Genomic DNA, 21,998 nt, shown 5'->3' with positions numbered 1-21,998 from the left:
CGACCATCCGGCCGTTCGGTGCCGAACGCCGGAGGTGGCGGCGCGGCGAGCCGTTCAGCATGCCTCATCCGGTCGCGCGGCGCCGCCCGTCCGACCTCAGCGGTACGCGGCCCAGGCGGAAGGCTCCATCCACCAGGTGCGCTTGCGGGTGAGCGAGCCCGTCACCCCGTCGTCCGTGTACGGCACGTCGGCACTCGGCGTCACCGCCACGGCCCGGCCACGCGCCCGGCGTACCTCGATGCGGGTGCGGCGGTTGCCGAGCCAGCGGCGCCCCGCGTACCCGAGGACGGCGACGGCGACGTCCAGCTCACCGTCGGCCGGGTCGGGGTCGGTGACCAGCGGCAACCCGTCCAGCTCCGCGTACCCGGGGCCGGCGGCGTTGACGACCGCGCAGGCCAGCAGCGGGTCGGAACCGTCGGACAGCACCGCGTCGTCGACGTTGACGACACCGCGCCACGGTACGGGACGGCCGTTCTCGTCGGCGCCGCCGAGCAGCGAACCGTGCAACGTCACCGACCCGCTGTCCGTACGCAGCAGGTCGAAGCGGGTGGCGCGGTCGGCGAGCACCGCGGCGGCGATCTCGGCGGGGTCGCCGGGCAGCCCGAGCCGGCGGATCAGGCCGTCGGTGGTCGGGTCGAGCGGCAGCAGGCCGATCGGCGGCAGGTCCGGCACCGTACGCCCGGGCGGCAGGTCGGCGGGGCGCCGGCTCGGCGGCGGCGCGACCCGGCGCAGCAGCCGCCGTACGACCGCGCGGGGTTCGCCGTCACCGTTGCCGACCACGACCAGCCGGCCGGGCGCGTCGCCGCCGGGCGCGGGCGCGCCGGCGGTGACCGGGGCGCCGCGGAGCACCGTGGCGTCGAGTACCTCGTCGATCTCGCGGTCGGAGTTCGCCTCCACGATGCGGACCTCGGCGCCGCCCGCCCGCAGCGCGTCCCGGCAGGCGAGCACCGGTACGCGCACGCCACCGGTGGGGTCGGCCTGGCCGCCGCAGCCGCCGTCGCACCCGTCGTCGCAACCCGCGCCCTGACCCAGGCTGAGCAGCGTCACCTCAACAGCCACCGTGCACCCTCCCAACGAAACCTTAGAGGGTGGGTACCCCGGTCCGGCGGGTGGCGTCCGTCTGCCCAGGTAGAACGCATAGGCTGCGCGGCGGAACCCGGGTGTACGGGCGAGGAGGCAACATGCCAGCGATCGTGGTCGTCGGCGGGCAGTGGGGCGACGAGGGCAAGGGTCGGGCGACCGACGAGCTCGGTGACCGGATCGACTACGTCGTCCGGTACCAGGGCGGCAACAACGCCGGCCACACGATCGTCACGCCCGAGGGCGAGAAGTTCGCGCTGCACCTGCTGCCGTCGGGGGTGATCACGCCGGGCGTCGTGACGATCATCGGCAACGGCGTGGTCGTCGACCCGAAGGTGCTGCTGGAGGAGATGGACGGGCTCGCCGCCCGCGGCGTCTCCACCGACAAGCTGCTCATCTCGGCCGACGCGCACCTGATCATGCCGTACCACCGGATCACCGACAAACTCACCGAGCGGTACCTCGGGGTGCAGCGCATCGGGACGACCGGCCGCGGCATCGGCCCCGCGTACGGCGACAAGATCGCGCGGGTCGGCATCCGGATGCAGGATCTGCTCGACCCCGGCATCCTGCTGCAGAAGCTCCAGGGCGCGCTGCGCGAGAAGAACCAGGTCCTCGTCAAGGTCTACAACCGCAAGGCGATCGACGTCGACGCCGTGTGCGAGGAGTACCTGGGGTACGCGGAGCGGCTGCGCCCGCACATCGCCGACACCCGGCTCGTACTCGACCAGGCGCTCACCGCCGGCAAGACCGTACTGCTCGAAGGCGCCCAGGCGACGATGCTCGACCTGGACCACGGCACGTACCCGTTCGTCACCTCGTCGAACCCGACGTCCGGCGGTGCCTGCGTCGGCGCCGGCATCCCGCCCACCCGCATCGACCGCGTCGTCGGCGTCTCCAAGGCGTACGCCACCCGCGTCGGCGCCGGGCCGTTCCCCACCGAACTGTTCGACGACGCCGGCGAACACCTGCGCAAGGTCGGCGCCGAGTACGGCGTCACCACCGGACGGCCGCGCCGCACCGGCTGGTTCGACGCCGTCGTCGCCCGGTACGCCACCCGCGTCAACGGACTCACCGACATGGTCCTCACCAAGCTGGACATCCTGTCCGGCCTCGACCGCGTCCCCCTCTGCGTCGCGTACGAGGTCGACGGCGAACGCTGCGACGAGATGCCCATGACGCAGACCGGATTCCACCACGCCAAGCCGATCTACGAGTACCTCGACGGCTGGTGGGAGGACCTCGCCGACATCCGCACGTACGACGAGCTGCCCGCCAACGCCCGCCGGTACGTCGAACGCGTCGAGGAACTCTCCGGCGTACGCGTCAGCGTCATCGGCGTCGGCCCCCGTCGCGACCAGACCATCCTCCGCTTTCCTCTGGTGTGACGCTGCGGCGAACCGATTCGCCCGCTCGCGGCGCCGATCCGCAGCTTGTGTGCTGACGCACACGGCGCCGCGTCTCGGCTTGCGAGCGAACGAATCGGACTCGCCTCGCTCCCGTCCCCCCGGGTCGGGCTTCAACCGGAACCAGAACCAGACCCAACCCAGAACGAGACCCAACCCAGAAACCACTCCGGGACCAGACCCAACCCCAGAACCAGACCCAACCCCGAACCAAACCCAACCCCGGGACCAGAACCACCCAACCCAAGAACCGGACCCGGCCCTGGGCCGAGGGTGCGGGCTGGGTCCGGGCTAGCCTCTGGGGGTGCGAGTACTCCTGATCGGGTCGGGTGGGCGCGAGCACGCGCTGGCGCTGGCCCTGGCCGATGATCCCGCCGTCGAGGGCCTGGTGTGCGCGCCGGGGAACCCGGGGATGGCCGAGGTGGCCGAGCTGCGGCCGGTGTCGGCGACGGATCCGGCGGCGGTGGCGGCGCTGGCCACGGAGGTGGGCGCGGACCTGGTGGTGGTCGGTCCGGAGGCGCCGCTCGTGGCGGGCGTGGCCGATGCGGTACGTGCGGCCGGGGTGGCGTGTTTCGGTCCGTCCGCGGCGGCGGCCCGGCTGGAGGGGTCGAAGGCGTTCGCGAAGGACGTGATGGCGGCGGCGAAGGTGCCGACCGCGCGGGCGTACGCGTGCGGCACGGCGGAGGAGGCGGCGCGGGCGCTGGACGAGTTCGGCGCGCCGTACGTGGTGAAGGACGACGGGCTCGCCGCAGGCAAGGGTGTCGTGGTCACGGACGACCGGGACGCCGCGCTGGCGCACGCCGCGTCCTGCGAACGGGTCGTGATCGAGGAGTACCTGGCGGGGCCGGAGGTGTCGCTGTTCGTCGTGACGGACGGGACGACCGCGGTGCCGCTGCTGCCGGCGCAGGACTTCAAGCGGATCGGGGACGGCGACACCGGCCCGAACACCGGCGGCATGGGGGCGTACGCGCCGCTGCCGTGGGCGCCGCCGACCCTCGTCGACGACGTACTGGCCGACGTGGTGCATCCGCTGCTGGGTGAGCTGCGGGCGCGCGGCGCCACGTTCGCCGGCCTGCTGTACTGCGGGCTCGCGCTGACGGCGGACGGCCCGAAGGTGATCGAGTTCAACGCGCGGTTCGGTGACCCGGAGACGCAGGTCGTGCTGCCGCTGCTGGAGTCGCCGCTCGGCCAGCTGCTGTACGCGGCGGCCACCGGCACGCTGGTCGCGCAGCCGCCGCTGCGCTGGCGGGACGCGGCCGCGGTGACCGTGGTACTGGCGTCCGCCGGCTACCCGGGCACGCCGCGTACCGGGGACGAGATCACCGGCGCGGACCGGCCGGGCGTGGTGCACGCGGGCACCCGGCGCCGCGACGACGGCGTACTCGTGTCCGCCGGTGGCCGGGTGCTGTGCACCACCGGGCTGGGCGCCGACCTCGCCGAGGCGCGCGCCGCCGCGTACGAGTTGGCCGGGAAGGTCACGATGCCGGGCGGCCAGCGGCGGACCGACATCGCCGCGGACGCCGCCGGGGGTTTACGCGGCTGACGGGCGCGGATACCGTCCGGGTGCCGCCGACCGCGCCGCGTCCGTTCCGACGGGCCGCGGCGCGGCGGGCGTACCGGGGGCCGGGTCGGGGGATCCGGGCCGAGGAGGGTGGTGGCGCCGGCCGTGGACGTGGAGCGCGAGTTCGCCGAGTACTTCGCGGCGCGCGGGCAGGCGCTGCGCCGCACCGCGTACGCGTTGTGCGGTGACTGGCACCTGGCCGAGGACCTGGTGCAGTCGACGTTCGTCCGGCTGTACCGGAACTGGCGCCGGATCCGCCAACCCACCATCGACGCGTACGCCCGGCGCACGTTGCTGAACCTCTTCCTGTCCGGCCGGCGTACCGCGTCGCGGGAGCAGGTGGTGTCGGAGGTGCCGGAGCGGGCCGCGGCGGCGGCGGGCAGCGAGGAGCGGATCGACCTGGCCCGCGCGCTGGCCCGGCTGTCCCCGCGGCAGCGCGCCATGGTCGTCCTGCGGTACCTGGAGGATCTGCCGGTGGCGGAGGTCGCCGAGCTGGTCGGGGTGGCCGAGGGCACCGTGAAGAGCCAGACGGCGCGGGGTGTGGCCGCGCTGCGTACGGTGCTCCGCGACCACGCGCTGTCCGTGCGGTGAGTGCCGTGGACGACGAACTCCTGCGCGACGCGCTGCACGAGTACGTGTCGGCGGACGAGCCGCCGATGCGCGTCTCGTCGGCGGGGCTGATCGCGGCGGGGCGCCGACGGCAGCGGGCGGGCCGTGCCGCCGCGCTCACCGGTACGGTCGCCGCGGTGCTCGCCGTACTGGCCGGGGCGACGCTGTGGTCGGCGCGGTCCGTGCCGGAGCGGCCGGCGACGGCGGGGTCCGCGGCGTCCCGGCGGATCGACGCCGCGCTGCGGGCCGCCCTGCCGCACCGCGGCACGCTCGTACTCCGCACGTTGGCGCCGGTGCCCGGTGGTACCGCGTGGCACGGCAGCTGGGTGTCCACAGTGGACGGTCGTACCCAGGTGATCCGGGTGGACCTCGGGTTCACCGCCGCGTCCGGCCCGTGCGGCGGCACCGACTGCCAGGTCACCGCCGGCCCGTACGGCACCCGCGTGGCCACCTACCGCGCCGCCGGCGTGCTGTGGGCCGCGCACCGCCGCACCGACACCTTCGAGGTACGCGTGGGCGACGCGCCGCCGTCCCGCACCGCCTTCCGGTACGGCCGGGACGAGCTGGTACGCGCCGCGACGAGTGCGGCGCTGACCGTGCCGGTACCGGACGGGATGCGGGTCGACCACCATCCGGCCGCGGCACCGGCCGGCTTCGCCCGCCGCCTCGACGCCGCCGTACGCGGGGGCCTGCCCGGCGGTGCCGGCCTGCGCACGTACCAGGAACCGGTGGGGTTGTCGGCGGACGCGACGGGGCCGCGGCGCACGACCGGCCCGGCCGACTTCTGGTACGCGGACTGGACGATCCCGGGGCAGCCCGGCGGGCCGCGGATCACGGTGCGGGTCGACGCGCCGGGCACGGGCGCAGCGTCGAGGTCGGTGGCGCGGGCGCTGTGCGGCGCCGCGGCCTGCACCCCCGTCGCCGGTACGCACGGCACCTGGACGGTCACGTACGAGCAGCGACTCGGGCCGGGGGACGGCGATCCGGTGCTGCGTACCGCCGCGGTCGTGCGCGCGGACGGGTCGCGGGTGCTGGTCGGCGAGGAGGTCGCGGCGAGCGTCGAGTTCCCGTACAGCGGGACGGAGCTGGCGGCCGCGGCGTCCGACCCGGCCATGTCGTACGGGTGACCGCAGGCTACGGAACCGTGTCGGGCCATCACGTCGGCGTACCACGGGAGCGTGACGGCACCCCACGTAGTGATGATCTCTTCCCAGAGTGTGGGTCGCCGATCGCGGCGACCACGGTATCTTCGGTCCCTTGTCTAGCGTTCCACCAACAGGGACCTGGTTCTCGGGGAAGGGAGAGTCGACGTGGCACGGCCGGTCGTGGGCGTCACGGGGTACATCGTCGACGCGGGGAAGGCCCGCGAGCTCGGCTTCGGGCCGCGCCAGCTCGACGTGACACCGGGCACGTACCTCGGCTGGGTACGGGACAGCGGCATGCTCCCCGTGCCGATCCCGTCGCACCCCGGCACGCTGTACCACGACTACCTCGACCTGGTCGACGGGCTGCTGCTGACCGGCGGCGCCGACATCGACCCCACCCGGTACGACGAGCCCGCGCATCCGCTCGCCAAGTTGGAGCCGGTGCGCGACGCGTTCGAGTTCGGGCTGGTACGGGCGGCGCTCGACCGCGGCCTGCCGATCCTCGGCATCTGCCGCGGCATGCAGCTGCTGAACGTGGCGCTCGGCGGCACCCTGCACCAGCACCTGCCGGAGCGGTCCGGTGAGCTGGTGCACTCCAGCGAGTTCCGCGACGGCCGCCGGCATCCGGATGACATGTGGGTACCGGCGGAGCACGTGGTGACGGTCACCGACCCGGAGCTGGTCGAGCTGGCGGGTGACACCCTCACCACGAACAGCTACCACCATCAGGGTGTGGCCCGGCTCGGCGAGGGACTGCGGGTGGCGGCCCGCGCGGACGACGGCCTGGTCGAGGCGATCGTCGGAGTCGACCTGCCGGTACTCGGCGTGCAGTGGCACCCGGAGATGCACACCGGTACGGAGAGTGCTGGGCTGGCTCCGTTCCGGTGGTTCGCACGCCGGCTCGCCGCCGCCACCGAGGTACTCGCGGCCAGCTGACCCGGCCGACCCCCGGCGCCCGCGTACGGGGAGAATGGTGGGGTGACCGCAACCGCGAAACCCCAGGTCCCGAACGTACTGGCGGGTCGGTACGCCTCGCCCGAGCTGGTCCGGCTCTGGTCCCCGGCGTACAAGGTGGTGCTGGAGCGGCGCCTCTGGCTCGCCGTACTCAGGGCGCAGCGGGACCTCGGCGTCGCGGTGCCGGACGGCGCCGTCGAGGCGTACGAGAAGGTCGTGGACCAGGTCGACCTGGAGTCGATCGCCGCGCGCGAGCGGGTCACCCGGCACGACGTGAAGGCGCGGATCGAGGAGTTCTCCGCGCTGGCCGGCTTCGAGCAGGTCCACAAGGGCATGACCAGCCGTGACCTGACCGAGAACGTCGAACAGCTCCAGGTCCGCGAGTCGCTGACGCTGATCCGGGACCGCATGGTCGCCGCGCTGGCGCGGCTCGCCCGCCGGGCCGGGGAGTACCGGGGGCTGGTCATGGTCGGCCGGTCGCACAACGTGCCGGCGCAGGCGACGACGCTCGGCAAGCGGTTCGCCGGCGCCGCCGAGGAACTGCTCGTCGGGTACCGGCGGGTCACCGAGCTGATCGACCGGTACCCGCTGCGCGGGGTGAAGGGCCCGGTCGGTACCGGCGCGGACCAGCTGGACCTGCTGGGCGGTGACGCGGCGAAGCTGGCGGAGCTGGAGCGGCGGGTGGCCGAGCACCTGGGCTTCGCGCACGTCTTCGACTCGGTCGGCCAGGTGTACCCGCGCTCGGTGGACTACGACGCGGTGACCGCGCTGGTGCAGGCCGCGGCCGGCCCGTCGTCGCTGGCGACCACGATCCGGCTGATGGCCGGGCAGGAGCTGGTCACGGAGGGCTTCAAGGCGGGCCAGGTCGGCTCGTCGGCGATGCCGCACAAGATGAACACCCGCTCGTGCGAGCGCGTCAACGGCTTCGCGGTGATCCTCCGCGGGTACGCGTCGATGGTCGGTGAGCTGGCCGGCAACCAGTGGAACGAGGGCGACGTCTCCTGTTCGGTGGTGCGCCGGCTGGCCCTGCCGGACGCGTTCTTCGCCGCCGACGGCCTGTTCCAGACCTTCCTGACCGTACTGGACGAGCTGGGCGCGTACCCGGCGGTCGTGGCGCGCGAGCTGGACCGGTACCTGCCGTTCCTGGCGACGACGAAGATCCTGGTGGCCGCGGTGCAGCGGGGTGTCGGCCGGGAGCAGGCGCACGAGGCGATCAAGGAGCACTCGGTCGCGGTCGCGCTGGCGCTGCGCGGGGCCGGTCCGTCCGCTGAGGCCGCGGGGGGACGTGCGTCGGCTGTTCCGTCGGCGGCCTCCGCGGCGGGACGTACGTCGGCTGTTCCGTCGGCGGCCTCCGCGGGGGGACGTACGTCGGCTGTTCCGTCGGCGGCCTCCGCGGCGGGACGTGCGTCGGCCGGCGGCAACGACCTGTTCGACCGGCTCGCCGCGGACCCGCGGCTGAACCTGACCCGCGCCGAGATCGACGCGCTGGTCGCCGACCCGGGCGCGTTCACGGGCGCGGCCACCGACCAGGTCGACGCGGTGCTCGCCCGGGTGCGGCCGATCCTCGACGCGCACCCCGAGGCCGCCGGGTACGTGCCGCCGCCGATCCTCTGACCAGCCCGTACGGCATCGGTCCTAGGATGCGGGGGTGACGATCCCAGGGCTGCCGACACCGGTGCACAGCGGCAAGGTGCGCGAGCTGTACGACGCGGGTGACGGGTTGCTGGTCATGGTGGCCAGCGACCGGATGAGCGCGTTCGACGTGGTGCTGCCGACGGCGATCCCGGACAAGGGCCGGGTGCTGACGGCGCTGTCGCTGTGGTGGTTCGACCAGCTTTCCGACCTGGTACCGAACCACGTGGTGAGCGCGGACGTGGACGAGTACCCGGGGGTGTTCCGGGGCCGGGACGAGCTGCGCGGCCGGAGCGTACTGGTGCGGCGGCTCGCGATGGTGCCGGTCGAGTGCGTCGCCCGAGCGTACCTGTCGGGCTCGGGCACGAAGCAGTACCGGGTGGACGGGGCGGTGTGCGGGGTGCCGCTGCCGGCGGGCCTGACCGAGGGGTCCGAACTGCCGGACACGATCTTCACGCCGACCACGAAGGCCACCCCGCCGGACCACGACGCACCGATGACGTACGCCGAGGTCGAGGCGGCGGTGGGGCCGGAACAGGCCGCCGAGCTGCGGAAACTCACCATCGAGATCCTGGACCGGGGCCGTCGGGTGTGCGGGCCGCGCGGCATCATCCTGGCCGACACGAAGGTCGAGTGGGGTGTCGACGCGGCGGGCACCCTGGTACTGGCCGACGAGGTGTTGACGCCGGACTCGTCCCGGTTCTGGCCGGCGGAGGAGTGGCAGCCGGGCCGCGCCCAGCCGTCGTACGACAAGCAGCCGTTGCGGGACTGGCTGGAGTCGTCCGGCTGGGACAAGAAGGCGCCGGGTCCGGAGCTGCCGCCGGAGATCGTGGCCGCGACCCGCGAGCGCTACGTCGCCGCGTACGAGCGCATCACCGGCGAACGTTTCGCCTGACTCCTCAGCGCGCCGCACCCGGGGTGACCACGCCGGTTTCGTACGCGATGATCACGGCCTGGGTGCGGTTGGCCGCGCCGAGCTTGGCGAAGACGTTGCCGACGTGCGTCTTGACCGTCTCCAGGCTGATCACGAGGTCGGCGGCGATGTCGCGGTTGGACAGCCCGGTCGCCATCAGCCGCAGGATCTCGGTCTCCCGGGCGGTCAGAGCCGGGTGCCGGTCGCGGGTCGGCACGGCGGGCCGGGCGGCGACGAGCGCGCGTACGGCGTCGGGGAACAGCAGTGACTCGCCGGCGGCGACGAGCCGTACCGCGTGGGCGATCTGGGCCAGCCGGGCGCGCTTGAGCAGGAACCCGGCGGCGCCGGCGCGCAGCGCGTCGTACACGTGGTCGTCGGTCTCGAACGTGGTGATGACCAGCACCTTCGGCGGGTCGGCGAGTTCGGCGCGCAGCAGGCGGGTGGCCTCGATGCCGTCCAGTTCCGGCATCCGTACGTCCATCAGGACGATGTCCGGGCGGTGCTCGGTGACCAGCGGCAGGACCTCGTTTCCGTCGGCGGCCTCGGCGACCACGGTGAGGTCCGGCTCGGTGGACAGCAACGTACGCAGACCGGTGCGGGTCAGTTCGTCGTCGTCCGCGACCAGCAGCCGGATCATGGCGCCGACCGTACCGGGAGCCAGGCGGCGAGCCGCCAGTACCGGCCGTCGTCGACGGGGCCGGCGGTGACCTCGCCCCGGAGTACGTGGACGCGTTCGGCGATGCCGGCGAGGCCGCGCCCGCCGGGCCGGTCGCTGGTGGTGGCCTCGGCGGGCAGCGGGTTGGTCACGGTGATCTCCAGCCGGTCCGGCCCGGCGTCGACGAGCACGGTGACCGGGCCGGGGTGCCGCATCGCGTTCGTCACACCCTCCTGCACGATCCGGTACGCCTCGCGCGACACCGTCGCCGGTACGGCCGCCGTCTCGCCGGTCATCGTCACGTCGACCGGCGTACCGGCGTGCCGGACCCGCGCCGCGAGCGCCGGTACGTCCGCCAGCGTGCGGTGCGGCTCGCGCGTCGGCGCGGCCCCGTCCCGGAGTACGCCGAGGACGTGGTCCAGGTCCTCCAGCGCGGTACGCGACGCCTCCTCGATGCCGTCCATCGCGCGGCGCGCGGCGGCCGGGTCGCTGTCGATCAGGTTGCTCGCCACCGCGGCCTGGATGGTCGACGCGGTCAGCGTGTGCCCGATCGAGTCGTGCAGCTCGCGCGCCAGCCGGTTGCGGTGCGCGAGCCGGTCGGCGTGCTCGGCCACCGCCGCCATCCGTTCGGCGGCACCGGGTCCGAGCAGCGCCGGGGCGCGCCGCCGCAGCAGCGTCACGTACCCGGCGCCGGCGGCGAGCACGAGCGCCACGTGCGCCAGCCCCACCGGTACGGTCCAGATCCCGGCGATACCGCCCTGCACCGAGATGTGCAGCCCGAAGTAGTCGAAGACGTCGTGGCCGCCGCCGCTGATCCAGAGCAGCGGGATCAACACCCCGGCGATCGTCGCGTACACGGCGATCGTGGCGAGGATGCCGCCGCCGACCGCGTGCACCAGCAACCATCCGCTGCTCCGGGCCCGCGCGGACCACCCGCCGCGTTTCGTCGCCGCCGGCAGGTCCGTACCGAGCAGCGCGTTGGCCAGCGCGACGGAGATGCGCCGGGTCGTACCGGAGAAGCCGACGGCGGCGAGGACGAGCACGGTCGCCACGACGAACGTGGCGGGCCGGACCGCGGTGCGGCCGACGAAGCAGGCGGCGACCAGGCCGAAACCGCCGGCCGGCCACCAGACGGCGGCGCCGATCGCGGCGTGGATCCAACCCTGCGGTGACGCGAGTCTGCGGAACATGCCGGAAGTCTGACAGCGCGCCCGGCGGCCGCACCTCCCACCGTGGAGCCATTCCCGCCCTGGTACCGGCGCGCCAGCCGCCCGCCGCCCGGTGCCGGTACGCGTCGCGCCGCGGTGCCAGCGCACGGTCCGCACCGCGGGGCGATGCGCCGGCGGTACCGGTCGGGGCACCGTGTGCGAGTCGCAGAAACCGTACGGCGAAAGGGAATCCGGTGCGGAAGCGGGGCGTGGTCGCCTTTCTGGTGTTGGCGTTCGGGGTCACGTGGGGGATGGAGGTGGTGGTGTCGCGGGTGTTCGGGCTGTCGCTGGCGAACCCGCTGCCCCAGCTGTCGTTCGCGTTCGTGCCGGCGCTGGCTGCGGTCGTGGTGCGGCGGTGGGTGACTCGGGAGGGGTTCGGCGACGCGGGGCTGCGGCCCCGGTTCCGCGCCGCCTGGCGGTACTACCTGATCGCCTGGTTCGGTCCGCTCGGGCTGCTCGCCGCGGGCGTGCTGACCGCGGTCGCGCTCGGCCTGTACCGGCCGGATCCGGCCGCGTTGAGCCGGATCGTGCCCGGCGTCCCCGGTCCGGCACTGGTCGGCGGCCTGCTGCTGCTCGTCGTCGTGCTCACCCCCCTGTACTGGGGCGAGGAGTTCGGCTGGACGAGTTACCTGCGGCTGCGGATCCTGCCCGGCCGGCCCGCCGCGGCCACCCTGGTGACCGGACTGGTCTGGGCGGTGTGGCACTTCCCGCTCGCGTTCCTCGGCTACGTCACGTACTCGAACGTCGTGCTCGGTCTGCTGCTGTGGACGACCGGCTTCCTGTGCCAGGAGGTGATGTTGACGTGGCTGCGCCTGCGGTCCGGCTCGATCTGGACGACGAGCCTCGCGCACGCCGGCAACAACATGGTCCTGTCGTTCCTGGCGAGCGGGCTGCTGACCGCGGCGGGCGGGCTGGACGACCTGATCGTGATGCCCGTCATGCAGGTACCGCAGGTCGCCGTGTGCGCGTGGATCCTGCTCTCCCGGCGGTACCGGGGTGCGCCGGTGCCCGCCTTGTCCACGAACCGGTAGTGCCCCGGCCCGTGGCCTTGCCCGCAAACCCTTGGTGGTAAAGGCATCGCTGCGCTGTATCGACCGGTTTGCGGTTCGGCCGCTGCGGAGCGTGGCCGGCCGGCGCGGTACGCTGGCGGCGCTCGTGACCGGCAACTATCGACAGGAGCGTCGCGTGGCCCGCGTCGTCGTCGACGTCATGCTCAAACCCGAGATCCTCGACCCCGCCGGCCAGGCCGTCGCGGGTGCGCTGCCCCGGCTCGGCGTCTCGGACGTCGCCTCGGTCCGGATCGGCAAGCGCGTCGAGATCGAGTTCACCGGCGAACCGGACCTGGACCGGGCCCGGGAGATCGCCGACAAGCTGCTCGCCAACCCGGTGATCGAGGACTTCTCGATCCGGGTCGAGGACACCCCGGCACCGGCCGGCGCGCGCGCCGCGTCCGGCCCGGTGGACGCGGTCGCCGGCTGCGACCCCGTCGAGCCGAACGTGTCGGTGCAGACCCCGGCGGCGCTGCCGGCCGACACCCCGCTGGTGCCGGCGCAGCCCGAAGGTGAGCCCGGCCAGTGACCCGGATCGGCGTGGTCACGTTCCCCGGCTCGCTCGACGACCGGGACGCGCTCCGGGCCGTACGGCTGGCGGGCGCCGAACCGGTCGCGCTCTGGCACGACGACGCGGACCTGCACGGGGTCGACGCGGTCGTGCTGCCCGGCGGCTTCTCGTACGGCGACTACCTGCGGTGCGGCGCCATCGCCCGGTTCTCCGCCGCGATGGGGTCCATTGTGGACGCTGCCCGCGCCGGGCTGCCGGTCCTGGGCATCTGCAACGGGTTCCAGATCCTGTGCGAGGCGCACCTGCTGCCCGGCGCGCTGACCCGCAACCAGCACCTGCACTTCCGTAACCGGGACCAGGTGTTGCGGGTGGAGCACACCGGCACCGCCTGGACGAACGGGTACGCGCAGGGCCAGGAGATCCTGATCCCGGTCAAGAACGGCGAAGGCTGCTACGTGGCCGATCCGCGCACCCTGGACGAGCTGGAGGCCGAGGGCCGCGTCGTCTTCCGGTACGTGGGCGGCAATCCGAACGGTTCGCAGCGCGACATCGCCGGCGTCCGTAACGCGGCCGGCAACGTGGTCGGCCTGATGCCGCACCCGGAGCACGCGATCGAGGCGCTGACCGGCCCGTCCGTCGACGGCCTGGGCATGTTCACGTCGGTGCTGGCGCACCTCGGCGCACCGGCGGCCGCGACCGCCGGCGCCCCGGACGGGCGGTAGGAGAACGATGAGCGACAACGCAGACGTGCCCGCCCCGCTGGACACGGTGGACCGTGCGGCGAAGACGCCGGACGAGGAGCAGCCGTACCGCGAGCTGGGCTTGCAGGACGACGAGTACCAGCGGATCCGGCAGATCCTCGGCCGCCGCCCGACCCGCTCCGAGCTGGCGATGTACTCGATCATGTGGTCCGAGCACTGCTCGTACAAGAGCAGCAAGGTCCACTTGCGACAGTTCGGGGAGAAGGCGCCGCCGAGCGACCGGATGCTCGCCGGCATCGGTGAGAACGCCGGCGTGGTAAGGGTTTCCGACGATCTGGCCGTGACGTTCAAGGTGGAGAGCCACAACCACCCGAGCTACGTCGAGCCGCACCAGGGCGCGGCGACCGGCGTCGGCGGCATCGTCCGCGACATCCTCGCCATGGGCGCCCGCCCGATCGCGGTGATGGACCAGATCCGCTTCGGCGCGGCCGACCACCCCGACACTGCCCGCGTACTGCCCGGCGTCGTCGCCGGCATCTCGACGTACGGCAACTGCCTCGGCCTGCCGAACATCGGCGGCGAGCTGGTCTTCGACCCGTGTTACCAGGGCAACCCGCTGGTGAACGCGCTGTCCGTCGGCGTACTGCCGGTGGATCGGTTGCAGCGCAAGGAAGCCGAGGGCATCGGCCACGTCGTCGTACTGGTCGGCGCGAAGACCGGGCGGGACGGCATCGGCGGCGTGTCGGTGCTCGCGTCCGCCACGTTCGACGAGACGAGCCAGCAGCGGCGGCCGAGCGTGCAGGTCGGCGACCCGTTCATGGAGAAGCTGCTCATCGAGTCCTGCCTGGAGCTGTACGACGCGGGTCTCGTCGCCGGCATCCAGGACCTCGGCGGCGCCGGCCTGACCTGCGCGCTGTCCGAGACGGCCGCCGCGGCCGGCACCGGCATGCTGATCGACCTCGACCGGGTGGCGCTGCGCGAGGCGTCGATGGACCCGCACGAGGTGCTGGCGTCCGAGTCGCAGGAGCGGATGCTGCTGGTGGTCGAGCCGGCGAAACTCGACGAGGTACTCCGGGTCTGCGCCAAGTGGGGCGTGCTCGCCACCGCGCTCGGCGAGGTCACCGAGGCGGGCGCGGACGGCGGCCGGCTGACGATCCGCTGGCACGGCGAGACCGTGGTGGACGCGCCGCCGGCCAGCCTCGCCGACGACGGCCCGGTGTACGCGCGCCCGCTGCGCGAGCCGAGCGACCGCGTACTGCTGAACGCGGACGTCGCGGAGACGCTGCCCCGACCGTCCACTCCGGACGAACTGCGCGCCACCGTGCTGCGCATGCTCGGCGCGCCCAACCTGGCCGACAAGACCTGGGTGACCGAGCAGTACGACCGGTACGTGTTGGGCAACACGGTGCTCGCCCAGCCCGAGGACGCCGGCGTACTGCGGCTGTCCGAGGAGACCAACCTCGGCATCGCGCTCGCCACCGACGGCAACGGCCGGTACGCCCGACTCGACCCGTACACGGGGGCGCGGTTGGCGCTGGCCGAGGCGTACCGGAACGTGGCGGTGACCGGGGCGGAGCCGATCGCGGTGACCGACTGCCTGAACTTCGGCAGCCCCGAGGACCCGCAGGTGATGTGGCAGTTCGCCGAGGCCGTCCGCGGTCTCGCCGATGGCTGCCGCGAGCTGGGCATCCCGGTCACCGGCGGCAACGTCAGCTTCTACAACCAGACCGGCACCACGGCGATCAACCCGACCCCCGTCGTCGGCGTACTCGGGCTGCTTTCCGATGTGCGGCAACGGATTCCGATGGGGTTGACCGCCGGCGACGAGCACGGCAGCACGCTGATCCTGCTCGGCGAGACGCGGACCGAGCTGTCCGGGTCGGAGTGGGCGGCGACCGTGCACGGCCACCTCGGCGGCGTACCGCCGGTGGTGGATCTGGCGCACGAGAAGCGGGTGGCGGAGCTGCTGCAGGCGGCGGGTCGGGCCGGGCTGGTCGGGTCCGCGCACGACGTGTCCGACGGCGGTCTCGCGAGCACCCTCGCCGAGGCGTGCCTGCGGCACGACGTGGGCGCCCGGATCGTGCTCCCGGCGGAGTTCGCGGACGGTACGAACCCGTTCGTGTTCCTGTTCTCCGAGTCCGCCGGGCGTGTCCTGGTCTCGGTACCGACGGGCCTGCGGGCCGCGTTCACCGCGCTGTGCGGCGAGCACGGCGTGCCGTGGACCGCGGTCGGCGTCGTCGACCCGGACAGCCACGCGCTGGAGGTCGCCGGCCAGTTCGCGATCCCGCTGGACGAGCTGCGCGCCGCCTGGTCGGCCACCCTGCCCACGTTATTCGGTACCGCCGGGCGCCCCGCCGAATAGCCTTGTCCCCATGGCAGCCGAGTCGGTGTTCTCCCAACCCGGTGCGGGTGTTCGCTTCGAGTGGGGGCTGGCCGGCGCGGCCGAGTTGAGCCGGGTGTGCGCGGTGCTCGTCGTGGTCGACGTGCTGTCGTTCACGACGTCCGTGACGATCGCGGTCGAGCGCGGCATCCGCGTCCACCCGTTCCCGTGGAACGACCAGGCCGAGCAGTACGCGCAACGGCTCGGCGCGGTCGTCGCCGCCGGGCGGTCCGCCACGACGCCGGACCGCCCGTGGTCGCTGTCACCGGCCGCGCTGCGCCGCGCCCCCGTCGTACCGGATCTGGTGCTGCCGTCGCCGAACGGCGCGACCATCTGCGCCGCCGCCCAGGCCAGCGGCATCCCCGTGGTGGCCGGCTGCCTGCGCAACGCCCGCGCCGTCGCCGACCTCCTCCGCTCCGACGGGTACGGCACGCCCGAGGTGCCGATCGGCGTCGTGGCCGCCGGGGAACGCTGGCCGGACGGCGCGCTGCGCCCGTGCGTGGAGGACCTGCTCGGCGCGGCGGAGATCCTCGACGGCCTCACCGCCGGCGTACTGTCCGTCGAGGCCGCCACCGCCGTCTCCGTACTCAGCGGCGTACCGGACGTGCCGGCGGCGGTGCGCGGCAGCTCGTCGGGCCGGGAGCTGATCGACCGCGGCTTCGGCCTCGACGTCGAACTGGCCGTCGAACGCAACGTCAGTACCGAGGTCCCGGTGCTGCGCTCCGGCGCGTTCGCCGGCGGCCGCCACCTCGTCCTCCCCTGACGCCCCGGCGGTAGGCGCCCGACCGTGGCCGGGCGCCGGCGAGGGCTCAGTCGAGCCAGTCGAGCCCGTCGTTCTTGTCCAGCCGGGTCTCGTCGCCGCTCGGCGGCGCCGGCCGCGCGGGCGGCTGCTGCTGTTGCGGCGGAGGCGGCTGCTGCCAGGTACGCGTCGGCTCGTTGAGCGCCGGCCGCTGGCCCTGCTGCTGACCCTGCGGCTGCTGCTGCCCGCCGTACTGGCCGTAGCCGGAGCCGGGCGCGCCCGACGGGTACGGCGACCCGCCGTACGTCCCGCCCGGCGTCAGGTACCCGGGGCCGGAAGTGGGCGCCGCGCCGCTGGTGGGCTGGCCCGACGTGGGCGCGGCGCCGCTGGTCGGCGAGTTCCGCCCGTACATGGTGCCCTCGTACGCGCCGCGGTTGGTGTCCGGCTGCCCCCACGGCTGGTTCGTCGCCGGCTGGCCGCCCGACGTCGGCGCCGCCGGCCCGCCCTGCCACGTCCGTGTCGCGTCGTCCGCGCCCGGCCGCCCGCCGCCGTACGCCTGCGTCTCCCCGCCGTACACCTGCGTCTCGGCGCTCTGCTGCCCGTACACCTGGGTCTCCGCGTTGGGCTGCCCGTACACCTGGGTCTGGTCGCCGTACGGCCGGCCGTCGTCGCGCACCAGCGGGCCGTCGTGCACCACGGTCGGGGTGTCGCCGCCCATGCCCGGGATCGCGCTGATGACCGCGGTGTCGGCCGCCCCGCGCCCCGGGTACCCGGACGGCGGCGGCCCACCGTACGGCGGGGTGGTGCCGTCCTCGTCGTCGCCGTCGTCCTTCTTGCGGAGCAGCAGCACGATCGCGACGATGCCGCCGATCACGAGCAGCGCACCGAGCACGATCAGTACCCAGACGATGGTGCTGAGGCCGCTGGAGTCCTTCGTCGGCGTGGCGGACTCGGTCGGGGACGGGGCGGCCTTCGTCGGGGTCGGCTTCGCCTTCGCCACCGGCGGCAGCTTCACCTCGCCGAACGCCAGCGGCTGCCCCAGCTCTCCCTGCTGCGTCTTCTTCGCCTGCCGGAACCCGCCGGCCTTCACCGTCACGGTGATCTCGCCGGCCGCCAGGGTCTGCTCCTGGCTGGGCGACCAGGAGAACTCGCCGTTGCCGTTGGTCGTGACCTGCCGACTGTTCCCCGAACTGTCGCTGATCGTCACCGTGGCACCCGGTACCGGCTGGCCGTCCTTCTCGGACGTGACCTGCCCGGAGACCGCGCCGACGGACTGCGGCGCGTCGTTCGTGAGCGTCGCCCCGAACGCGGCGGCCGCCGGCTGGGCGCCGTCCGCGGTCACCTGTACCTGGCCCTGGCCGTTCTTGCTGTCGCCGGGCGACAGGTCGCTCTGCTGCGGCGGCAGGACCGTGACGTAGATCGCCTTCGCCGCGCCGGGGGCGAGCGTACCGACGGGACAGTTGAGGGTGTTGTTCGCGCCCGCGACGCAGTCGGCGCCCTGCGAGCCCTTGATGGTCACGCCCTGCTCGGCCAGCGGTACCGAGACGACCGCGTTGACGTTGGCGGCGGGCGAGGTGGTCGTGATGTTGATGCTCACGGTACGTGCGTCGCCGCCGACCTTCAGGTCCAGGTTGTCGGGGGACGCGGTCACGGTCAGCGTCGGCGGCGGATCCGCGTACGCGGGCGCGGCGAGGGTGCCCGCCGCGGCGAGGCCGACGGCCAGACCGACCAGTGCCGCGAGCTGTCGCGGACCGCGGCGCCGGCGTGTTCCCGCTGGCGTTGCCATCTCCACCGCCTCCGGTGCTGTGACCTACATCCAACCGCGCGAAAGTGTGCCCTGTCCGCCTGTGAGTTGGCGACCCGGCGGTCACCAACGTTGCGGATGTCTCCTCCGGGGAGGCGGTACCGCTGACGGTATCGTCCTGCCGTGCCTCCCCGTACCCCTTCCCGCGCGCCGGATCCGGCGGCGGTCGCGGCCGCCGTGGCCGAACTGGACGCCGGCCGCGCGCCGGGCCCCGCCCAACTCCGCGACGCCACCCGGGTACTCCTGGGCCTGCTGGCGGAGCGCGTACCGGGTCGTTCCGTGGAGGTCCGGGTTCCGCCGTACGGTGCGGTCCAGTGCGTCGAGGGCCCGCGGCACACCCGCGGCACCCCGCCGAACGTGGTGGAGACCGACCCGCTGACCTGGCTGCGGCTCGCCACGGGCCGGCTGGCCTGGGCCGACGCGGTGGACGCCGGATCGATCCGGGCCAGTGGCGTCCGCGCCGACCTCACCGCGTACCTTCCGCTCGTACGGCCCTGAAATCTCCGACTGGACGGCCCGGACGGTGCACAACGTGCTGCAACGATGACAATCGGCGACCAATTGACGCCTCTATGTCATCGGAGTCGCCTCGCGTACACTTGCCCGCGACGGCTTTCCCCCGGCTTGCGAGGAGCGGCAGTGCCCCGAGGCGACGGGCTGCTGACCCACAATCTCGACCCGGACAGTCCCGGCCCACAGGACGCGTGTGGCGTCTTCGGGGTCTGGGCACCGGGCGAGGAAGTAGCCAAACTCACCTACTTCGGGCTGTACGCCCTGCAGCACCGTGGCCAGGAGGCCGCCGGTATTGCGGTGAGCGACGGCTCCGGTGTCGTGGTCTACAAGGATCTCGGCCTGGTGTCCCAGGTCTTCGACGAGGCGTCGCTGGCGAGCCTGTACGGGCACATCGCCGTCGGCCACTGCCGCTACTCCACGACCGGCGGTCCCGGCTGGGAGAACGCGCAGCCCACGCTGCGGTCCACCAGTGCCGGCACGACCATCGCGCTCGCGCACAACGGCAACCTGGTCAACACGCTGGAGCTGGCCCGGCAGGTCGAGAAGCTCGGCCTCGACTCCGGCGCCACCAACGACACCGCCCTGGTCACCACGCTGCTGGCCAGCCGCCCCGACATGTCCGTCGAGGCCGCGGCGTTGGAGCTGCTGCCGACCGTGCGCGGCGCGTTCAGCTTCGTCTTCTGCGACGAGGACACGCTCTACGCGGCACGTGACCCGCAGGGCCTCCACCCGTTGGTACTCGGCCGGTTGGAGCGCGGCTGGGTGGTCGCCAGCGAGACCGCCGCGCTGGACATCGTCGGCGCGTCGGTCGTACGCGAGGTCGAGCCCGGCGAGCTGCTCGCCATCGACGAGAACGGCCTGCGCTCCGAGCGGTTCGCCGCCCCCGAGCCCAAGGGCTGCCTCTTCGAGTACGTGTACCTGGCGCGGCCGGACACCACGATCGCCGGCCGCAACGTGTACGCGGCGCGCGTGGAGATCGGCCGGCGGCTCGCCCAGGAGTACCCGGTGGAGGCGGATCTGGTGATCCCCAGCCCGGAGTCGGGCACGCCGGCGGCGATCGGCTACGCCGACGAGTCCGGCACGCCGTACGGGATGGGTCTGGTCAAGAACGCGTACGTGGGGCGCACGTTCATCCAGCCGTCGCAGACGATCCGGCAGCTCGGCATCCGGCTGAAACTGAACCCGCTGCGCGAGCAGATCCGCGGCAAGCGCGTCGTGGTCGTCGACGACTCGATCGTGCGCGGCAACACGCAGCGCGCCATCGTCCGGATGCTGCGCGAGGCGGGCGCCCTGGAGGTGCACGTACGGATCGCGTCGCCGCCGGTCAAGTGGCCCTGCTTCTACGGCATCGACTTCGCGACCCGCGCCGAGCTGCTCGCCAACGGCCTCGACACGGAGGGCATCCGCCGCTCCGTCGGCGCCGACACCCTGGGGTACGTGTCGCTCGACAACCTGATCGCCGCGACCGAGCAGCCCCGCAACCGGCTCTGCCGCGCCTGCTTCGACGGGGTGTACCCGGTGGAGCTGCCCGCGGACACCCTGGTCGGCAAGCACGTCCTGGAAGGCATCGGCCGTCGCGCGGACCAGTCCGCGGCGCCCGTCGCCAGGGCCGAGGCCGGCGAACCGTCCAACCCGGGCCGGCACGGGGGCGCGGCCGCGGGGCACGACCAGGACGGCGACCCCGCCCTGGCCGAGACCGCGGGCGCCGAGCCGACCCGCGAGCGCCGGTGACGCGCGCAGTCCGTGAAGTTCGTAGGCCGACCCATCGGCCTACCCGAGGGGAGAACCGGTGACCCAGGTGACCGATCACGCCAGCACCGAGCCCGGTGGTACGCCAGCGACCGCCACGTCGCCGGGGAGTACGCCGGCCCGTGCCGGGACGGTGCCGTGGTCCGGCGCGGCGGGTCGACCGCGCAAGCGCGGCGCCAGTTACGCCGAGGCTGGCGTCAACATCGAGGCCGGTGAGCAGGCTGTCGAGCTGATGAAGAGCAAGGTGCACAAGACGTTCCGACCCGAGGTGGTCGGCGGCATCGGCGGGTTCGCCGGGCTGTTCGCCCTGGACACCGAGAAGTACAAGAAGCCGCTGCTGGCGTCGTCCACCGACGGTGTCGGTACCAAGCTGGTCATCGCCCAGCAGATGGGCATCCACGACACGGTCGGCGTCGACCTCGTCGCGATGGTCGTCGACGACCTGGTCGTGTGCGGCGCCGAGCCCCTGTTCCTGCAGGACTACGTGGCCTGCGGCGAGGTCGTACCGGAGCGCATCGTCGAGATCGTCGCCGGCATCGCCGACGGCTGCCGGTACGCGGGATGTTCGCTGGTCGGCGGCGAGGTCGCCGAGCACCCGGGCATGCTGCGACCCGACGAGTACGACATCTCCGGCACCGGCATCGGCGTCGTCGAGGCCGACCAGGTGCTCGGCGCCGAGCGCGTCCAGCTCGGCGACACGCTCATCGCGCTCGGCTCGTCCGGCCTGCACTCCAACGGATACTCACTGGTCCGGCACGTACTCCTCGGCGCCGGCCGGATGAAGCTCGACACGGTCGTCGAGGACCTCGGCTCGCAGCGCACCCTCGGCGAGGAACTGCTCGTCCCGACGAAGATCTACGCGCAGGACTGCATGGAGCTGATCCAGGAGTGCGACGTACACGCGTTCGCGCACATCACCGGCGGCGGCATCCCCGGCAACCTGGTCCGTTCGCTGCCCGAGGACCTGGACGCGATCGTCGACCGTTCCTCCTGGCGGCCGCAGCCCATCTTCGACCTGGTCGCCACCAAGGGCCGCATCGACTCCGACGAGATGGAGCGGACCTTCAACCAGGGCGTCGGCATGGTCGCCATCGTCGGCCCCGCCGACGTGGACCGCGCCATCTCCCTGCTCGCCGCCCGTGAGGTCGACGCCTGGGTACTCGGCGAGATCGTCGAAGGCAACGGCCACGTACAGATGCTCGGCTCCCACACCCGCGGCTAGGTGGGTCGGGGCGCTGCGGCGGCCGGAGTTGCCCGCTCGCGGCGCCGATCCCGGGCTTGTGTGCTGACGCACACGGCGCCCGTGCTCGGCTTGCGAGCGAACAACTCCGGCTCGCCTCGCTCACGTCCCCACACATCACCGTTCAGGCCAGGCCGGATCAGGCCAGG

Annotated in this window: 17 protein-coding genes and 3 pseudogenes; 16 read left to right on the top strand and 4 right to left on the bottom strand. The window is 73.4% G+C overall.

Annotated elements, in window-relative coordinates:
• Positions 1-96: 96 nt before the first annotated feature.
• Entirely contained in the window at positions 97-1,059 is a 963-nt protein-coding gene (locus tag Aru02nite_RS24190) for a diacylglycerol kinase family protein (protein WP_203661527.1), read from the bottom strand.
• Positions 1,060-1,181: 122 nt separating this feature from the next.
• On the opposite strand from Aru02nite_RS24190, the gene Aru02nite_RS24185 reads away from it, so the two are divergent.
• The 8 genes and pseudogenes from Aru02nite_RS24185 (at position 1,182) to Aru02nite_RS24155 (ending at position 9,282) form a co-directional block, all read left to right on the top strand.
• Positions 1,182-2,468: an adenylosuccinate synthase gene (locus Aru02nite_RS24185; protein ID WP_203661525.1), complete on the top strand. Its 1,287-nt coding sequence runs from the start codon at positions 1,182-1,184 to the stop codon at positions 2,466-2,468.
• 322 nt (positions 2,469-2,790) lie between these two features.
• A complete protein-coding gene (purD, locus tag Aru02nite_RS24180) occupies positions 2,791-4,029 on the top strand; it encodes a phosphoribosylamine--glycine ligase (RefSeq protein WP_203661523.1) in 1,239 nt (412 codons plus the stop codon).
• A gap of 111 nt (positions 4,030-4,140) precedes the next feature.
• Positions 4,141-4,638 (top strand): SigE family RNA polymerase sigma factor, encoded by a 498-nt coding sequence (locus Aru02nite_RS24175; RefSeq protein WP_203661522.1) that lies wholly within the window; start codon positions 4,141-4,143, stop codon positions 4,636-4,638.
• Positions 4,639-4,643: 5 nt separating this feature from the next.
• The gene (locus Aru02nite_RS24170; protein ID WP_203661520.1) at positions 4,644-5,783 is read left to right on the top strand and encodes a hypothetical protein; all 1,140 of its coding nucleotides are present in this window, start codon (positions 4,644-4,646) and stop codon (positions 5,781-5,783) included.
• A 183-nt stretch (positions 5,784-5,966) separates the two neighbouring features.
• Complete coding sequence (locus Aru02nite_RS24165; protein ID WP_203661518.1) at positions 5,967-6,737, top strand: gamma-glutamyl-gamma-aminobutyrate hydrolase family protein; 771 nt, start codon at positions 5,967-5,969, stop codon at positions 6,735-6,737.
• Positions 6,738-6,779: 42 nt separating this feature from the next.
• Positions 6,780-8,015, top strand: a pseudogene (gene purB / locus Aru02nite_RS24160) (adenylosuccinate lyase); the annotation flags it as partial.
• A gap of 150 nt (positions 8,016-8,165) precedes the next feature.
• Positions 8,166-8,369 (top strand): annotated as a pseudogene (locus Aru02nite_RS37625) (adenylosuccinate lyase); the annotation flags it as partial.
• Positions 8,370-8,403: 34 nt separating this feature from the next.
• Positions 8,404-9,282, top strand: a complete 879-nt coding sequence (locus Aru02nite_RS24155; RefSeq protein WP_239076911.1) for a phosphoribosylaminoimidazolesuccinocarboxamide synthase — start codon at positions 8,404-8,406, stop codon at positions 9,280-9,282.
• A 4-nt stretch (positions 9,283-9,286) separates the two neighbouring features.
• Here Aru02nite_RS24155 and Aru02nite_RS24150 read toward each other — a convergent pair whose 3' ends face one another.
• Together Aru02nite_RS24150 and Aru02nite_RS24145 are read right to left on the bottom strand one after the other, a co-directional pair.
• Positions 9,287-9,937, bottom strand: a complete 651-nt coding sequence (locus tag Aru02nite_RS24150; RefSeq protein WP_203661516.1) for a response regulator transcription factor — start codon at positions 9,935-9,937, stop codon at positions 9,287-9,289.
• Entirely contained in the window at positions 9,934-11,145 is a 1,212-nt protein-coding gene (locus Aru02nite_RS24145) for a sensor histidine kinase (protein ID WP_203661514.1), read from the bottom strand. The genes Aru02nite_RS24150 and Aru02nite_RS24145 overlap by 4 nt, the downstream gene beginning before the upstream one ends.
• Before the next feature lie 227 nt (positions 11,146-11,372).
• Here Aru02nite_RS24145 and Aru02nite_RS24140 point away from each other — a divergent pair, with 227 nt between their 5' ends.
• The 5 genes and pseudogenes from Aru02nite_RS24140 (at position 11,373) to Aru02nite_RS24120 (ending at position 16,567) form a co-directional block, all read left to right on the top strand.
• Positions 11,373-12,194, top strand: a complete 822-nt coding sequence (locus tag Aru02nite_RS24140) for a CPBP family intramembrane glutamic endopeptidase (RefSeq protein WP_203661512.1) — start codon at positions 11,373-11,375, stop codon at positions 12,192-12,194.
• A gap of 154 nt (positions 12,195-12,348) precedes the next feature.
• Positions 12,349-12,609, top strand: a pseudogene (gene purS / locus Aru02nite_RS24135) (phosphoribosylformylglycinamidine synthase subunit PurS); the annotation flags it as partial.
• Between the two features lie 128 nt (positions 12,610-12,737).
• On the top strand, positions 12,738-13,445 hold the full coding sequence (gene purQ / locus Aru02nite_RS24130; protein WP_203661510.1) for a phosphoribosylformylglycinamidine synthase subunit PurQ: 708 nt from the start codon (positions 12,738-12,740) through the stop codon (positions 13,443-13,445).
• 7 nt (positions 13,446-13,452) lie between these two features.
• Positions 13,453-15,786, top strand: coding sequence for a phosphoribosylformylglycinamidine synthase subunit PurL (gene purL, locus Aru02nite_RS24125; protein ID WP_203661508.1), 2,334 nt, complete (start codon positions 13,453-13,455; stop codon positions 15,784-15,786).
• A 10-nt stretch (positions 15,787-15,796) separates the two neighbouring features.
• Complete coding sequence (locus tag Aru02nite_RS24120) at positions 15,797-16,567, top strand: 2-phosphosulfolactate phosphatase (RefSeq protein ID WP_203661506.1); 771 nt, start codon at positions 15,797-15,799, stop codon at positions 16,565-16,567.
• Between the two features lie 46 nt (positions 16,568-16,613).
• On the opposite strand, the gene Aru02nite_RS24115 is transcribed toward Aru02nite_RS24120, so the two are convergent.
• The gene (locus Aru02nite_RS24115; protein WP_203661504.1) at positions 16,614-18,329 is read right to left on the bottom strand and encodes a carboxypeptidase-like regulatory domain-containing protein; all 1,716 of its coding nucleotides are present in this window, start codon (positions 18,327-18,329) and stop codon (positions 16,614-16,616) included.
• Positions 18,330-18,470: 141 nt separating this feature from the next.
• On the opposite strand from Aru02nite_RS24115, the gene Aru02nite_RS24110 reads away from it, so the two are divergent.
• From Aru02nite_RS24110 to purM, 3 genes are all read left to right on the top strand, one after another.
• A complete protein-coding gene (locus tag Aru02nite_RS24110; protein WP_203661502.1) occupies positions 18,471-18,845 on the top strand; it encodes a sterol carrier family protein in 375 nt (124 codons plus the stop codon).
• A gap of 141 nt (positions 18,846-18,986) precedes the next feature.
• Positions 18,987-20,591 carry an amidophosphoribosyltransferase gene (gene purF, locus Aru02nite_RS24105; RefSeq protein WP_203661500.1) on the top strand — a complete coding sequence of 535 codons (1,605 nt, stop codon included), beginning with the start codon at positions 18,987-18,989 and terminating at the stop codon, positions 20,589-20,591.
• A 151-nt stretch (positions 20,592-20,742) separates the two neighbouring features.
• Positions 20,743-21,831: a phosphoribosylformylglycinamidine cyclo-ligase gene (gene purM, locus Aru02nite_RS24100; RefSeq protein ID WP_203661662.1), complete on the top strand. Its 1,089-nt coding sequence runs from the start codon at positions 20,743-20,745 to the stop codon at positions 21,829-21,831.
• The last annotated feature ends 167 nt before the right edge of the window (positions 21,832-21,998 follow it).

Source organism: Actinocatenispora rupis, from assembly GCF_016861975.1.
Taxonomy (GTDB): Bacteria; Actinomycetota; Actinomycetes; order Mycobacteriales; family Micromonosporaceae; genus Actinocatenispora; species Actinocatenispora rupis.
The sequence above is the reverse complement of the archived record's forward strand: the minus strand, read 5'-3'. Positions and strand labels throughout refer to the sequence as shown.

Excerpts from the sequence above, each read along its gene's own strand:
- Aru02nite_RS24185 (WP_203661525.1), top strand. The coding sequence starts at position 1,182 with ATGCCAGCGATCGTGGTCGTCGGCGGGCAGTGGGGCGACGAGGGCAAG.
- Aru02nite_RS24150 (WP_203661516.1), bottom strand. The coding sequence starts at position 9,937 with ATGATCCGGCTGCTGGTCGCGGACGACGACGAACTGACCCGCACCGGT.
- Aru02nite_RS24145 (WP_203661514.1), bottom strand. The coding sequence starts at position 11,145 with ATGTTCCGCAGACTCGCGTCACCGCAGGGTTGGATCCACGCCGCGATC.
- purL (WP_203661508.1), top strand. The coding sequence starts at position 13,453 with ATGAGCGACAACGCAGACGTGCCCGCCCCGCTGGACACGGTGGACCGT.
- Aru02nite_RS24120 (WP_203661506.1), top strand. The coding sequence starts at position 15,797 with ATGGCAGCCGAGTCGGTGTTCTCCCAACCCGGTGCGGGTGTTCGCTTC.
- Aru02nite_RS24115 (WP_203661504.1), bottom strand. The coding sequence starts at position 18,329 with ATGGCAACGCCAGCGGGAACACGCCGGCGCCGCGGTCCGCGACAGCTC.